The organism is Amycolatopsis sp. WAC 01375 (assembly GCF_003947325.1).
Taxonomy (GTDB): Bacteria; Actinomycetota; Actinomycetes; order Mycobacteriales; family Pseudonocardiaceae; genus Amycolatopsis.
Genome location: NZ_QHHW01000019.1, coordinates 22,356 through 35,431, shown reverse-complemented (window position 1 = coordinate 35,431; position 13,076 = coordinate 22,356). Strand labels below are relative to the sequence as shown.

The window sequence follows — 13,076 nt, the reverse complement described above, 5'->3', positions numbered from 1 at the left end:
TTCCTTCGCGGCGGTGTCGTCAGCACGGTGGCCTTCGCAGGCCCCCGGCACCGTCGGCCGGTTTCGCACCGGCGGAAGAGACCTCCGGTTAGTTGCTGCTGTGCACTATCCGGAGGGTTGGATACATGTCTGTTCCCCTGTGGCTGTGGATCGCCACGGTCGGTGGCCTGCTCGCGCTCATCGCGCTGGACCTGGTCATCGTCGATCGCAAGCCGCATGAGGTCACCACCGGCGAAGCCGCCCGGTGGGTCATCTTCTACGTCGCCGTGGCCGTCGCGTTCGGCATCGGCGTCTGGGTCTTCGGGGGACACGACCCGGGAGTCGAGTTCTTCACCGGGTACATCACTGAGTACTCGTTGAGCGTCGACAACCTGTTCATCTTCATGATCATCATGACGTCGTTCAAGGTGCCCGCGATCCATCAGCACCGGGTGCTGCTGATCGGCATCCTGCTCGCGCTCGCCATGCGCAGCGTGTTCATCGCCGTGGGCGCCGCGCTGATCGCGCAGTTCGTCTGGGTCTTCTTCCTCTTCGGCGCGGTTCTCATCTGGACCGCGATCAGCATGGTCCGCAACAAGGACGAAGAAGAGGAATACGAGGAGAACGCGCTCACCCGCTGGGTGCGCAAGCTCTTCCCGGTCACCAACGAGTGGCACGGCCACAAGTCCTTCGTGAAGAAGGACGGCAAGCGCTGGATCACCCCGATGTTCCTGGTGATCGTCGCGATCGGCAGCGCGGACCTGCTGTTCGCCGTCGACTCGATCCCCGCGATCTTCGGTATCACGCAGGAGGCCTTCCTGGTCTTCACTGCCAACGCGTTCGCGCTGATGGGCCTGCGTCAGCTGTACTTCCTGCTCGGTGGCCTGGTCACCAAGCTGGTGTACCTGTCCTACGGCCTCGCGGTGATCCTCGCCTTCATCGGCGCCAAGCTGTTCCTGCACGCGCTGCACGAGTACCACGTGGTGCCGGACTGGCTGGACATCAACAACTGGGTCTCCCTGGGTGTCATCGTCGTGGTCCTGACGGTGACGACGGTTGCCAGCCTTCGCAAGGCGAAGAAGCTGGAAGCCGCTGAGCAGGAGTCTTCAATCAGTAGTTAGAGCTGCTAAGGATCGGGTACCGTCGGGGCCGTGCGTCCCGTTGACATCGAAGCCCTGACGGTCCCCGGCATCCCCGCGTTGCGCGGCGACCTGCTGCTCACCGCGGTGAGCAGGCCTGATCTGAAGACGAACAGCTACCGCGGCGGCCTGCGCAGGGTCGACCAGGGCGGCGGCGGGGAAGGGCCTTGGACCCACGGGACCAAGGACTCCGCACCCGCCATCTCCCCGGACGGCAGGTGGGTCGCCTTCCTCCGCGCGGGGGAGGGGTCCGGGCGCGCGGCCAAGCCACAGGTGCACGTGATCCCCGCGGCCGGGGGTGACACGAAGCGGATCACCGACCTGCCCCTCGGCGCGGGCGCCCCGGTCTGGGCCCCTGATTCCCGCCGGATCGCCTTCGTGGCCCGCGTGCCCGAGCCGGGCCGCTACGGCACGGAGAACGCGGACGGCGAAACGCCGGAGCCGGGCGAAGAAGCGCCGCGGCACATCACGAATCTCTTCTACCGGGTCGACGACGCCGGCTTCCTCAACGACCGTCCACAGCGTCTGTTCGTCGTGGACGCGGTCGCCGCGCTGGACGAGGACGCGCCCGCCGAGCTCACCCCGCTGACCGACGACCGCGCCGACGTCGACCATCCCTCGTGGACGGTCGACGGCGAGCAGGTCCTGATCACCGCGCCGCGTGACTGGGCCGCCGAAGACACCGTTCGTACGGATGTCTACGCCGTGCCCGCCGGTGGTGGCGAGCCCCGGCTGCTGGTCCGGACCCCGGGTACCGCGGACCGGCCGGTCGCCGCCCCGGACGGTTCGATCCTGTTCTACGGGGCCGAATTCCCCGGACTGGAGGACGTCGCCCGCAACACCGGGCTCTGGCACGCGCCGTGGCCTTCCGGTGACGAGCCTTCGCCCGCGCGGCGGCTGACCGACGTCGAAACGGTGGACTGCGACAGCGCGGCAAGCCCTCCGGTCGTCCTCGGCGACGAGGTCCTCGTCGTGGTCCGCACCCGCGGCGCCGCCGAACTGCACGCCGTTCCCCTCGACGCCGAGCTCGCCGAGCTGAAGTCGTTGCGCTACCTGGCGGGCGAGCGCGCGGCGGTGAAGTCGTTCGCCGTCGACGGCACGCGGATCGCCGCGGTGATCGGGACGCCCGAGAGCTCCGGTGACGTCGTGCTGCTGTCGGACGAGAGTCCCCACGTGCTCACCGACTACTCGAAGACGTTGCGGGACAACGGGATCCTGCCGCTGGAGGAACTGGACACGACCGCGCCCGACGGCTACCCGGTCCACGGCTGGATCGTCCGGCCCGAGGGCGATGGGCCGCATCCCGTGGTCTTGATGATCCACGGTGGACCGTTCGCGCCGTACGAATGGAAGGTCTTCGACGAGGCCCAGGTGCTCGCGGAAGCGGGCTACGCCGTCATCCTGGGGAACCCGCGCGGTTCCGCGGGCTACGGCGAAAGTCACGGCCGGAGCATCGTCCACGGCTTCGGCACGGTGGACGCGGACGATCTGCTGGCACTGCTGGACGAAGCGCTGAAGATGTCCAATTTGGACAGTGATCGCGTCGGCGTCATGGGCGGCTCGTACGGCGGTTTCATGACCAGCTGGCTCGCCGCGCACCACGGCGGCCGGTTCCGCGCCGCCTGGAGCGAGCGCGCGGTCAACGCCTGGGACTCGTTCGTCGGCAGTTCCGACATCGGCTGGTTCTTCGCCGGGGGTTACGTCGGCGACGACCTCGACGAGCAGCGCAAGCGCAGCCCGCTGACCTACGCGGGGAAGATCGACATCCCGTTCATGGTCGCGCACTCCGAACAGGACTGGCGATGCCCGCTGGAGCAGGCGCAGCGGATGTACGTGGCACTGCGGCAGAACGGCGTCCCGGCCGAGTTCCTGCTGTTCCCCGGCGAGGGGCACGAACTCACGCGTTCGGGGCTGCCGCGGCACCGGGTGCAGCGGTTCGACGCAGTACTGGAGTGGTGGGGGCGGCACCTCTGATCTTTCGGTCCCTGGGCCGCAATGAAGGGGCCTTTCATAGCAAAATTTGCTATCAAAGGCCCCTTCATTGCGCGAGAGGTCAGCTGAGAAGCGTGTAGTTCAGCTCTTCGCACACCCGGCCCAGCGGGACGTCGAGCCCCGGATGGTCCAGCGGGAGCAGGACGTCCGGCGCGACCGGCAACGAGTTCCCGGCAGGCGGGTCCCACAGCGCGAGCGCGGGGCCGCCGGAGTCCATGGACGACCGGTACCAGACACCGTCGAGGTCGCCGAAGGCGGCGCGGATGGCGCGTGCCCAAGCTTGGGTGATCTTCTTCGGGCCGCTGGAGATCTCCTGCGAGGCGCCGACGCGGGTCGGCCACAGGCCGGCGAGGTCGAGCAGCCGCAGCGTGCGCGTCGGTCGCACGACGACCAGGCGCGGGCCGCGGGATTTGCGGTCGACCGTCGACGTGGTCTGGAAGACCTCCGCGATGCTCGTGCGCACGGTGAGGCCGAAGTACAGGACGCCGTTCCCGGGGTCGGTGACCGGGCGACCGCCGCGACCGGGGGTCTGCGGGTCGAAGCGGCCGTGCGGGAGCGGGCCGCTGTAGCGGAACGAGTTCCACTGCTGGGGGTGGTTGCCGTGCGCGGTGAAGATCCTGACCAGCCTGGTGCCGGGGTGCACCGTCACCACGTCGTTGGTGCGGTGCAGCTCCTTGACCAGGACAGAGCGTGCGGGCGGCAGGGGGAGCCGGGCCATACCTCGGGAGTCGTCCGTCCTTGTCGGGTGATCTTGCTCGGTGGGGTCAGCCTACGGCCTACCCCCGACTGAAATTTTCCGTCGTCGGGCAGAACACCTTAGCGTCTGGGGGTGAACCCGCGTCCGCGATCGCGTCGACAGGCTGCTACCTGGTCAAACCACTCACGCTCGCGCTCGATGGCGCTGACAAGCCGTCAGAACGGGGACCCGAGCATGGCCACCAGCTTGGCGACGTGCTCGGGATCGCCACCGGAGAGGAGCCATTGGCGCGGGGTGGCGGGATGGTCGTTGATCACCAGATCGGCCTGCGGGGTGCTCATGAACGCGGCGACGACGAGCGCGGGCTGGTCCTCGGGGACGGCGCGCAGCACGACCTCCAGGCCGGGCAGCACCCCGGAGCCCGCGAACTGCCAGGCGGGCAAGCGCCAGCCCTGGTCCTTCCAGCCGGTGAGCCTGCCCTCCTTCAGACGGTGTCTGATGCGGCTGTCGTCCACGCCCAGTGCTTTCGCCGCTTCCAGCACGCTCAGCGCCGAATCGGCGAGCACGGCGTGCGCGGCGACCGTGCGGGCACGGAAGTCCGGCTCGTCCTCGTCGCGCGGGGAGAGATCCAGGCCGACGTCGGTGAGCGCGGCGCGCTGGTCCGCCGAGAAATAATGCGACGGATCGGGGTTCGGTGGGGTCAGCCTCCGCGCCGCGTCCTCGACGAGGGTCAGGAACTCGTTGGCGTCGACCTTGAGGCCCGCCTTGGCGAGAACGTTCTCGAGCGCTATCGACATAGCGCCTAGGGTAACGCGTCTGTGCGGGTTCGTGCGGTCTCATCTCGGTTTCGTGGGTGAATTCACCAGAGATGAACACAGAGTGCACGGAATCAAACACGCGCAGTAGGCAATGTCGCCATAGTCTGCCGGGGTCGGGCGAGCTTGTCCAGGGCTTCGGCTTGACAGGTCGTAAGTAGGAATTTACCGTCCGGAAGGTAAACGATTTCTTCCCACCGCTTCGGAGAACCCGGCTGGCGTGGGGCCGGCTTGGGGGAACAAGGGGGTGGGGCGTTCCTGGGCGGCCGGTGCGAACCGGTCGCCCAGGCACGTCGTGCACCGGGATCTCCGGTTTCAGTCGCGCCGTGAACTCCGGCGCACGATCAGCTTCGCCTGCAGCGTCGTCGTGGTGGCTTTGCGCGTGCTGTCGCCGATCCGGGCGAGCAGCAGTTCGGCGGCGACCCTGCCCACCTCGTTCGCGGGCTGGGCGACCACCGTCAGTGGCGGGTCGATCAGTGTCGTCCACGGCGCGTCGTCGAACGACACGATCCCCACGTCCTGCCCCGAGCGCAGGCCGCGTGCGGCCAACGCCTCGAGAACACCGATCGCCATCGTGCTGTTGCCGACCAGCAGCGCGTCCGGCGGCTCGGATTCGTCGAGCAGGCTGAGCGCGGCGAGCCTGCCGCCCTCGGCGCGGAATTCGGCCCGCCGGGTGAGGGCGTTCTCCTCGCCGACGGCGTCGGTGTAGCCCGCCAGCCGGTCTTCGGCCGTGCGCACCCCGGCGGGCCCACTGACACAGGCGACGCGCCGGTACCCGCCGTCGATCAGGTGCCGCGTGGCGTCGCGGGCGGCGAGCCGGGTGTCGACCAGCACTTGGTCGCCGGTGTACTTCAGCAGCGGCCGGTCGACGGCGACCACGGGCGTGCCGCGCTCGGTCAGCCGGTCGACGTTGGTGGCCCGGCCGGTGGGGGAGAGCACCACGCCGGCGACCCGCTCTTGGAGGGCGACGTCGATGTAGCGCCGTTCCTTCTCCTCGTTGTCGTCGGCGTTGCACAGCACCACCGAATAGCCCGCGGTCTGCGCGATGTCCTCCACGCCGCGGGCGATCGCGGTGAAGAACGGGTTCTCCACGTCGGAGATGATGAGCGCGAGCACCGCGGTCTCCTGACGGCGCAGATTCCTCGCGAGCCCGTTCGGGTGATAGCCCAGTTCCGCGGCGGCCGCCTGCACCCGTGCCGCGAGTACCGGGTCCACAGTGGACTTCCCGTTGAGTGTTCTCGACACGGTCGCCGTCGAAACCCCGGCCTTCGCCGCCACGTCGTTGATGGTGGCCACCGTGACCTCCCCTTCTGCAGGTGTCTTGACACCTTCGCACGGGAAGAATAGCTTGGCCGACAATCGTTACCATCCGCTGATCGCGCTACTCGCGCTCGAAAGTGAGGACGTGCCGTGGGGGACCCGGGCCTGGTGCTCGGCATCGACATCGGCACTTCGAGTTCCAAAGGCGTCCTCGTCGATTCCCGGGGCACCGTGGTGGTGCGGGCTTCCAAATCACACGACACTTCCCGGCCCCGGCCAGGCTGGTACGAACACGACGCCGAAACCGTGTGGTGGCAGGATTTCCTGGCGCTGACAAGAGAACTTTCCGCGGGCGCCGGGGATCATCCCATCATCGGAGTGTCGGTCAGCGGGATCGGGCCGGTGCTGTTGCCTGCCGACGCTTCCGGGAAACCGTTGCGCCCGGCGATCCTTTACGGCGTCGACACCCGCGCATTCGACGAAATCCGCGAACTGAACCGGGAATTCGGCGAAGAATCCATTGTGGAACGCGGCGGGAGCGCACTCGGCTCACAGGCCGTCGGGCCGAAATGGCGCTGGCTCGCCAAGAACGAGCCGGAGGTGTTCGAACGGGCGGAACTCTTCCTGATGGCGAGTTCGTTCCTCGTGCTGAGGCTGACCGGTGAATACGTCCTCGACCATCATTCCGCGAGCCAATGCGACCCGATGTACGACCTGCGCGAGGCCCGCTGGGCGCCGGACCGGGTCGCCGCGATCGCCCCCGGCGTCGAGTTGCCAAGGCTCGCGTGGCCGACCGAGGTGGTCGGCTCGGTCACCGCCGAAGCGGCCGCGGAAACCGGCCTGCCGCAAGGAATCCCGGTGACGGCGGGCACGGTGGACGCCTGGGCCGAAGCGACCAGCGTCGGTGTCACCGCGCCCGGGGACACGATGCTCATGTACGGCACCACGATGTTCCTCATCCAGACGCTCGCCGATCCCCGTCCCGCGCCGGGGTTGTGGGCGACCCGCGGTGCTTTCCCCGGCACCTATTCGCTCGCGGCGGGGATGGCCACGTCCGGCGCGATCACCGACTGGCTGCGGGACCTCGTCGTCGGCGACTTCGGGGAACTGGCCGCGGCGGCGGGCGAGGTCCCGGCGGGCAGCCGCGGTTTGCTGTTGCTGCCGTATTTCGCGGGAGAACGGACACCCGTGCCGGATCCGGACGCGAGGGGCATCATCGCCGGGCTCACGACTTCCCATGGTCGTGCCGATCTGTATCGCGCGGCGCTGGAAGGCACGGCGTACGGGGTGCGGCACAACCTCGAAGCCATGCGGGAAGCCGGTGGCGGGACTCGCCGGTTCGTCGCCGTCGGCGGTGGGACGCGGGGCGGCGTGTGGACGCGGATCGTCAGCGACGTCGCGCGGATCGAGCAGGAGATCCCCGCGGAGACCATCGGCGCCGCGTTCGGTGACGCCGTCCTCGCGTCCTTCGCCATCGGGCGCGAACCGGATATCGAAGCCTGGAACCCCGTCGCCGAGATCGTCCGCCCGAGCGCGGACGCCGATGTCTACGACGAGTTCTACCCGCACTACCGAGCCCTGTACCAGTCCACAGTGGACATCGCTCACTTCCTGGCTCGGAAGAATTCGCTCGCCTTCACTCCGGAGAACTCCCGGCAATCCCGGCTCAAATGAGCTTGATCGGCGTAGCCCGCCGAGTACGCCAGCGAGGCGAGATCCGGCGCCGTTTCCGCGAGGCCGATGGCGCGTTGGAACCGGCTGACGCGCAGGTACGTCGCCGGGCCGTAGCCGACCGCGAGAGTGAACCGCCGCCGCAACTGCCGTTCCCCGGTGGTGAAGCGCTCCAGCGCGGCCGAAACGCGGGGAACGCCGCTGTCCAGCCTGGCGATCAACGCCGCGATCTCCCGGTCGGCTCGTCCCGCCCGGCGTTCCCCGACGACGTCGGTCAGCGAAGCGGCGCCGGAGAGCACTCGCTCGGCCAGCAGTTCGCCTTCCCCGCCCCACAGGTCACCGAGAGGAACACGCTGATCGCGCAGTTCGTCGGCGCCCAGCCCCAGGACGTCGCCCGCCCTGCCGGGCGCGAACCGCACGCCGCGAGCCTTGGCGCCTAGCGGCGTCTCCCAGGTCCAGGCCGTGGTGTCCGGCCCGGCGACGAAGACCTCGCCGCCGCATTCCACGAGGTCCACGCAGCCGTCGGGCACGATCCGCTTCGGCGCCTCGCCCGCGTCTTCCCACAGGCAGCGCAAAACGCCGCCCAGCTCGCCGGGTGCCGTCGTCTCCCGATACACGGTTGCCATGATGCACCCGGGCTACGACAGAATCAGGACATGCCCGAGGGAGAGATCGATTCACTGGCCTGGATCCACGTCCGCGACCGCCGCCTGCTGTCGGTGCGGACCGAGGGAAAGGCCAAGTTCTACCTGCCGGGAGGCAAACGTGAGCCGGGAGAGGGCGACGTCGCCGGGCTGTGCCGGGAGATCAGGGAAGAACTCGGCGTCGAGCTCGACCCGCGGAGCTTCCGCTTCTTCGCGGTGCTGAACGAGCAGGCCGACGGCTACGCGGACGGCCGCCGCGTCCGCATGACCTGTTACACCGCCGACCATCGCGGGGAGCCCGCGCCCGGCCGCGAGATCGCGGAGTCCGCCTGGCTGTCCTCGGCCGACGCGCACCGCTGCCCGCCGGCGGGCAGGCGGGTGCTCGGTCTGCTCGCCGACGCGGGTCTCGTCGACTGAGTCCGGATCACTCAAAGTGAGCTGTTCGGCTCACTGCGTTTACGCTGATCGCCCCATGACCAGGCACTGTCCACTCACTAGGACACCCAATAGGGTGAATATCGGGTTTCTTCCCGATAACGGCTAACGCGGAGTCACCTTCGAACGAGAAGTAGTCGACGCACTCGACGGGAGTGCGCTCGGACGAGAGAAGACCTCTCCATGGGTGTTCCCACCGTGACCCCTCCGGCATCGGCGCCGGGGCAGGGTGCCCCCGGCAGGCTGAAGCCGCTGGGGACGGTCGTGGTCGTGCTGGGGGTGATGGCCGTCGCCGTCACGCTGACCGGTTACGTGCTGCCGAAGGCCTCGTCGCGGCCGGTGCAGAGCCCGCCCGTGCCGCAGGTCGAACAGGCCGCGGCCGCCGTGCGCACCGTGCTCCACTCGGTCGTCTACGAACTTTCCGGCGCGAAGGGCGCCCAGAACGTCACCTACGTCGCGCAGGGCTCGGAACTCATGCAGAAGACCGAGGTGACGGCGCCGTGGAGCACCACCTTCGAGCGCGAGAGCCAAGAAGGCCGCGACGAGTTCTACAGCGTCTCCGCGCAGGGGTCGGGCAGCGGTGCGCTGCGATGCCGGATCCTCGTCGACGGTGAGGTCGTCAGCGACCGCACCGCCCCCGCCGCGGGCGCTTCGGTGACCTGCACGGCCTGACCCGGCCCTGCGGCAGGATCATCCGCATGACGGATGGTGCGATCGCGTTCGGCCCGGTGCTCGCCGTGGTCCTGGCCGTGCTGGCGATCTTCGGCGCGGCCGTGGTGCAGTTCGGGCGGCTGGGACAGGGCAAGGCGGTGCTGTTCGCGGCCGCGCGCGCCGTCGTGCAGCTCGCCGCCGTGTCGCTGGTGATCGTCGGGATCCTCGAATCGGGCTGGTTGACCGGCGGTTTCGTGCTGCTGATGTTCGCGATCGCGGCGGTCACCTCCGCACGCCGGATCGGGGTGGCGAAGGACCTGGCGTGGGTCGCGCTCGCCATCGCGTCCGGTGTGGTGCCGGTGCTGACGCTCGTACTCGCGACCGGGGTGGTCCCGTGGCGGCCCATCGCGGTCGTGCCGATCGCCGGCATCGTCATCGGCGGCGCGATGTCCGCGACCTCCCAGGCGGCCCGGCGTGCCCTGGACGAACTCGTGTCCCGGCACGGCGAGTACGAAGCCGCGCTGGCGCTGGGATTCCTGCGCCGCCCGGCCGCGCTGGAGATCTGCCGCCCCTCGGCGGGGCAGGCGCTGATCCCCGCTCTCGACCAGACCCGGACGGTCGGCCTGGTGACCTTGCCCGGCGCCTACGTCGGTGTCCTCCTCGGTGGCGCCGGGCCGGTGCAGGCCGGGGTGACCCAGGTGCTGGTGCTCATCGGGCTACTGGCCGCGGAGGCCGTGGCGGTGCTGGTCGTCGTGCACCTGGTCGCGGCCGGCCGGATCAGCCGAAAGGCGACTGAAGATGCGACGTGTCGTTGAACCGGCGCACCATCCAGTCGTCGCCCGACACCACCAGATGGGAGATCGAGCCGTTGTCCGCGCCGAGGAACGCGAATCGGTCCTTCGCGGCGCTGGCCTGCGCGAAGACCTCGCCGATGACGCCGCCGTGGGTGAACACGGCGATCCTCCGGTCCGGATTGGCCGCCGCGAGCCTGCCGATGGCGCCCCTGATCCGGCCGCCGAACGACTCCATCGTCTCCGCGCCCGGGATGACGTCCCAGCGCTGCTCGCGCCACAGCTGCTCGACGATCGGGTGGCCTTCGTGGGTGTAGCGCCGGAAAAGCCCGTTCTCCCAGTCGCCGAGGTGGATCTCCCTCAGGTCCGGCTCGACCTCCGGCGTGAGCCCGAGCTTCGCCGCCAACGGTGCCGCGGTCTGCGGCGTCCGGCGCAGTGTCGTCACGTACAACGCGGAGATCCGCTCGTCCGCCAGACGGCGGCCCACCCGCTCGGCGTGGTCCCTGCCCTCCGGCGCGAGGTCCGGATCGGCCTGCCCGTCGACGAGGTCGAACGGCGTGCTGCCCTTCGCGGGGGCCGATTCTCCGTGGCGGACAAGGAAGATCTCGGTCGCGCCGGGCGGGGGTGAGAACCGGTGCTGGCGGTATTCGACTTCCTGCTCAGGGGTGCTCATGTCCGCCGACGATACCGATTCACCCCAGCTGTTTGTCCACGAAGCACCAGCGCCAGGTCTCGCCGGGTTCGTGGCTGCGCATCACCGGGTGCAGGCTGTCGTGGAAGTGCTCGGTCGCGTGCTTGCCCGGTGAGGAGTCGCAGCAGGCGACGTTCCCGCATTTGACGCATTCCCGCAGATGCACCCAGGTCATCCCCTTCTCGACGCAGACGGCGCATTCGTCGGGCGCATTGGGCTGGACTTCTGGCCAACTCTTGGTCAGATGTTTGCAGGATCCCGCAGTCGCGGCGGGGGTGCGCAGTTCCCGATCGGAGTCCGGCACGGTCTCCTCCTCCCTGTCCAGCATGGATTCCTCGATGTCGAGGCGTTCGAGGATCCGGCGCAGGACATCATCATCGGCCATCCCGGAGTCACGCGCCTCCAGGAACTTCTCCCGTTCGACCTCGAGCAGCCGCAACCGCAGCCGCCGATAGGCGTCGCTCGGGGTTTCGGTCAGCGTGCTCTGCCTGCCGAGCTCCTCCCAAGCCGAGTCCGAGCGGTGCTGGAGACGGCTGCGCAGGCGTTCGACGATGTCTTCCGGGTCTTCGGGAGTCCGGATCTTCTCAAGCTCTTCGAGCGCGGCCCTGGTCATGTCGTGGAGGACGGCCGCCTCCTGCAGCGCGTCCACGGCCGGATCGGGCGGCGGCAGTTTCAGGCGGCGGACCAGCACCGGCAGCGTCGTCCCGTGCAGCAGCAGCGTTCCCGCCACGACGACGAACGCGACCAGCACCAGTACGGCACGCTGCGGGGTGTCCGCGGGCAGCACGAACGCCGCCGCGAGCGTGACGACCCCGCGCATCCCCGCCCACGCGATCACCGCCGAGTACCGCCACGGCCAGGCGTGACGGCCGAACAGCCGCCGTGCCAGGCCGATGCCCGCCATCCAGATGATCCGGGTGACGATGGTCGCGGCGAGGGTGGCGGCACAGATCAGGACCAGTTCCAGCGCGGTCAGCCCGCTGTCGCCGACCTCGGACATGATCCGGCGGACCTGGAGCCCGATCAGCAGGAAGACGATGTTCTCCAGCAGGAACTGGATGGTCTGCCAGTTCAGCCTGCTGGCCAGCCGGGAGCGGCCCGATAGCATGCTCGGCGCCTTGTGCCCGAGGATCAGCCCCGCGACGACCACGGCGATCACGCCGGAACCGTGGATCGCCTCGGCGGCCAGATAGGCGACGAACGGAACCACCAACGACAGCGCGGTGTCGGTGACCGGATCTTCGAGCCGGGTGCGGATCAGCGCGGCGAGCGCGCCGACGGCGAACCCGATCACCAGCCCGCCACCGGCGGCGAGCAGGAAGTCCCCGCCGACCTGCAGCAGGCTCACCGAACCGGCGATGGCCGCGATGGCGGTCCGCAACGCGACCAGCGCGGCCGCGTCGTTGAACAGGCTCTCGCCCTCCAGGAGCCGGGTCAGCTTGCGCGGCATCCCGACCTTGCGGGCGACGGCGCTGGCGGCGACCGCGTCGGGCGGCGCGACCACCGCGCCGATCGCGAGCCCGGCGGCCAGCGGCAGGCCGGGGATCACCAGCCACGCCACGACACCGACCGCGGCCGTGGTGAAGATGACGAGCCCCACCGAGAGCAGCAGGATCGGCCCGCGGTTGCGGCGGAAGTCGATCAGCGAGGTGCGGATCGCGGTGGCGTACAGCAGCGGGGGCAGCAGCCCCAGCAGCACGACCTCCGGATCCAGTTCGTACTCCGGGACGCCCGGCACGTACGAGGCGACGACCCCGACCGCGATCAGGCACAGGGGCGCCGACCAGTCGAGTTTCCGCGCCGCGGCGGTGACCAGGAGGACGGCCACGACCAATGCCACGAGTTCTACCGCGATCTCCACGCCGCTCATCATCACCCGGAAGCCTCGGTGCGCGCGCACCGAGCCCGGGTTACCGCTCCTCGAACCGCACCAGATTGCCCGCCGGGTCACGGAAAGAGCAGTCGAAGGCGCCGTAGGACTGCTTCATCGGTTCTTGGACGACGTCCGCACCCGCCGCCTGGACCCGGTCGAAGGTCCCGATCAGATCCGGGGTGGACAGCACGACGATCCCGTGGACGCCCTTGGCCATCAGTTCGGCGATCGCGGCGCGTTCCTCGCCGGTGATCTCCGGGCCGTCGGCCGGGGGATGGAGCACGAGCGACGTCTCCGGCTGCCCTGGCGGGCCGACCGTGGCCTGGAGCGGGCTTTCGGCACGCACTTCGAAGCCCAGGATGTCGCGATAGAAGGAAAGTGAAGCTTCGAGATCGTCCGCGGGGAGGTAGGACGCTCGAATCGAGAGGGTCATGCGAC

At 69.3% G+C, this 13,076-nt stretch carries 13 protein-coding genes; 6 read left to right on the top strand and 7 right to left on the bottom strand.

The window, feature by feature from the left end; genetic code table 11:
• The first annotated feature begins 125 nt into the window (after positions 1-125).
• Together DL991_RS09725 and DL991_RS09720 are read left to right on the top strand one after the other, a co-directional pair.
• Positions 126-1,100: a TerC family protein gene (locus tag DL991_RS09725; RefSeq protein ID WP_125783177.1), complete on the top strand. Its 975-nt coding sequence runs from the start codon at positions 126-128 to the stop codon at positions 1,098-1,100.
• Positions 1,101-1,130: 30 nt separating this feature from the next.
• A complete protein-coding gene (locus tag DL991_RS09720; protein WP_125783175.1) occupies positions 1,131-3,092 on the top strand; it encodes a S9 family peptidase in 1,962 nt (653 codons plus the stop codon).
• Between the two features lie 79 nt (positions 3,093-3,171).
• Here DL991_RS09720 and DL991_RS09715 read toward each other — a convergent pair whose 3' ends face one another.
• The 3 genes from DL991_RS09715 to DL991_RS09705 all read right to left on the bottom strand — a co-directional run bounded on the left by DL991_RS09715 (position 3,172) and on the right by DL991_RS09705 (position 5,918).
• Entirely contained in the window at positions 3,172-3,828 is a 657-nt protein-coding gene (locus DL991_RS09715) for an RES family NAD+ phosphorylase (RefSeq protein ID WP_007028108.1), read from the bottom strand.
• A 194-nt stretch (positions 3,829-4,022) separates the two neighbouring features.
• Positions 4,023-4,604: a DNA-binding protein gene (locus DL991_RS09710; RefSeq protein ID WP_125783173.1), complete on the bottom strand. Its 582-nt coding sequence runs from the start codon at positions 4,602-4,604 to the stop codon at positions 4,023-4,025.
• 333 nt (positions 4,605-4,937) lie between these two features.
• Entirely contained in the window at positions 4,938-5,918 is a 981-nt protein-coding gene (locus DL991_RS09705) for a LacI family DNA-binding transcriptional regulator (protein WP_125783171.1), read from the bottom strand.
• A gap of 114 nt (positions 5,919-6,032) precedes the next feature.
• Between DL991_RS09705 and DL991_RS09700 the strand changes: the two genes are divergently transcribed.
• Positions 6,033-7,556 carry an FGGY-family carbohydrate kinase gene (locus DL991_RS09700; protein ID WP_125783169.1) on the top strand — a complete coding sequence of 508 codons (1,524 nt, stop codon included), beginning with the start codon at positions 6,033-6,035 and terminating at the stop codon, positions 7,554-7,556.
• Here the strand turns inward: DL991_RS09700 and DL991_RS09695 are convergent.
• Positions 7,487-8,179 (bottom strand): helix-turn-helix domain-containing protein, encoded by a 693-nt coding sequence (locus DL991_RS09695; protein ID WP_233598757.1) that lies wholly within the window; start codon positions 8,177-8,179, stop codon positions 7,487-7,489. The two genes, DL991_RS09700 and DL991_RS09695, sit on opposite strands and share 70 nt — an antisense overlap.
• Before the next feature lie 30 nt (positions 8,180-8,209).
• Between DL991_RS09695 and DL991_RS09690 the strand changes: the two genes are divergently transcribed.
• The 3 genes from DL991_RS09690 to DL991_RS09680 all read left to right on the top strand — a co-directional run bounded on the left by DL991_RS09690 (position 8,210) and on the right by DL991_RS09680 (position 10,098).
• The gene (locus DL991_RS09690; RefSeq protein ID WP_125783167.1) at positions 8,210-8,614 is read left to right on the top strand and encodes an NUDIX domain-containing protein; all 405 of its coding nucleotides are present in this window, start codon (positions 8,210-8,212) and stop codon (positions 8,612-8,614) included.
• 201 nt (positions 8,615-8,815) lie between these two features.
• Entirely contained in the window at positions 8,816-9,304 is a 489-nt protein-coding gene (locus DL991_RS09685; RefSeq protein ID WP_125783165.1) for an MmpS family transport accessory protein, read from the top strand.
• 26 nt (positions 9,305-9,330) lie between these two features.
• On the top strand, positions 9,331-10,098 hold the full coding sequence (locus DL991_RS09680) for an ABC transporter permease (RefSeq protein ID WP_125783163.1): 768 nt from the start codon (positions 9,331-9,333) through the stop codon (positions 10,096-10,098).
• Here the strand turns inward: DL991_RS09680 and DL991_RS09675 are convergent.
• Genes DL991_RS09675 through DL991_RS09665 form a run of 3 tightly spaced genes read right to left on the bottom strand, consistent with a single transcriptional unit; the run spans position 10,061 to position 13,071 of the window.
• The gene (locus DL991_RS09675) at positions 10,061-10,747 is read right to left on the bottom strand and encodes a histidine phosphatase family protein (RefSeq protein WP_125783161.1); all 687 of its coding nucleotides are present in this window, start codon (positions 10,745-10,747) and stop codon (positions 10,061-10,063) included. The genes DL991_RS09680 and DL991_RS09675 overlap by 38 nt on opposite strands.
• A gap of 19 nt (positions 10,748-10,766) precedes the next feature.
• A complete protein-coding gene (locus tag DL991_RS09670) occupies positions 10,767-12,635 on the bottom strand; it encodes a Na+/H+ antiporter (protein WP_199753894.1) in 1,869 nt (622 codons plus the stop codon).
• Between the two features lie 40 nt (positions 12,636-12,675).
• On the bottom strand, positions 12,676-13,071 hold the full coding sequence (locus DL991_RS09665; protein WP_125783159.1) for a VOC family protein: 396 nt from the start codon (positions 13,069-13,071) through the stop codon (positions 12,676-12,678).
• Between the last annotated feature and the right edge of the window lie 5 nt (positions 13,072-13,076).

What these genes read in the sequence shown, in the direction of transcription:
- DL991_RS09725 (WP_125783177.1), top strand. Translation starts at nt 126, where the DNA reads ATGTCTGTTCCCCTGTGGCTGTGGATCGCCACGGTCGGTGGCCTGCTC.
- DL991_RS09715 (WP_007028108.1), bottom strand. Translation starts at nt 3,828, where the DNA reads ATGGCCCGGCTCCCCCTGCCGCCCGCACGCTCTGTCCTGGTCAAGGAG.
- DL991_RS09710 (WP_125783173.1), bottom strand. Translation starts at nt 4,604, where the DNA reads ATGTCGATAGCGCTCGAGAACGTTCTCGCCAAGGCGGGCCTCAAGGTC.
- DL991_RS09695 (WP_233598757.1), bottom strand. Translation starts at nt 8,179, where the DNA reads ATGGCAACCGTGTATCGGGAGACGACGGCACCCGGCGAGCTGGGCGGC.
- DL991_RS09690 (WP_125783167.1), top strand. Translation starts at nt 8,210, where the DNA reads ATGCCCGAGGGAGAGATCGATTCACTGGCCTGGATCCACGTCCGCGAC.
- DL991_RS09685 (WP_125783165.1), top strand. Translation starts at nt 8,816, where the DNA reads ATGGGTGTTCCCACCGTGACCCCTCCGGCATCGGCGCCGGGGCAGGGT.
- DL991_RS09680 (WP_125783163.1), top strand. Translation starts at nt 9,331, where the DNA reads ATGACGGATGGTGCGATCGCGTTCGGCCCGGTGCTCGCCGTGGTCCTG.
- DL991_RS09675 (WP_125783161.1), bottom strand. Translation starts at nt 10,747, where the DNA reads ATGAGCACCCCTGAGCAGGAAGTCGAATACCGCCAGCACCGGTTCTCA.
- DL991_RS09670 (WP_199753894.1), bottom strand. Translation starts at nt 12,635, where the DNA reads ATGAGCGGCGTGGAGATCGCGGTAGAACTCGTGGCATTGGTCGTGGCC.
- DL991_RS09665 (WP_125783159.1), bottom strand. Translation starts at nt 13,071, where the DNA reads ATGACCCTCTCGATTCGAGCGTCCTACCTCCCCGCGGACGATCTCGAA.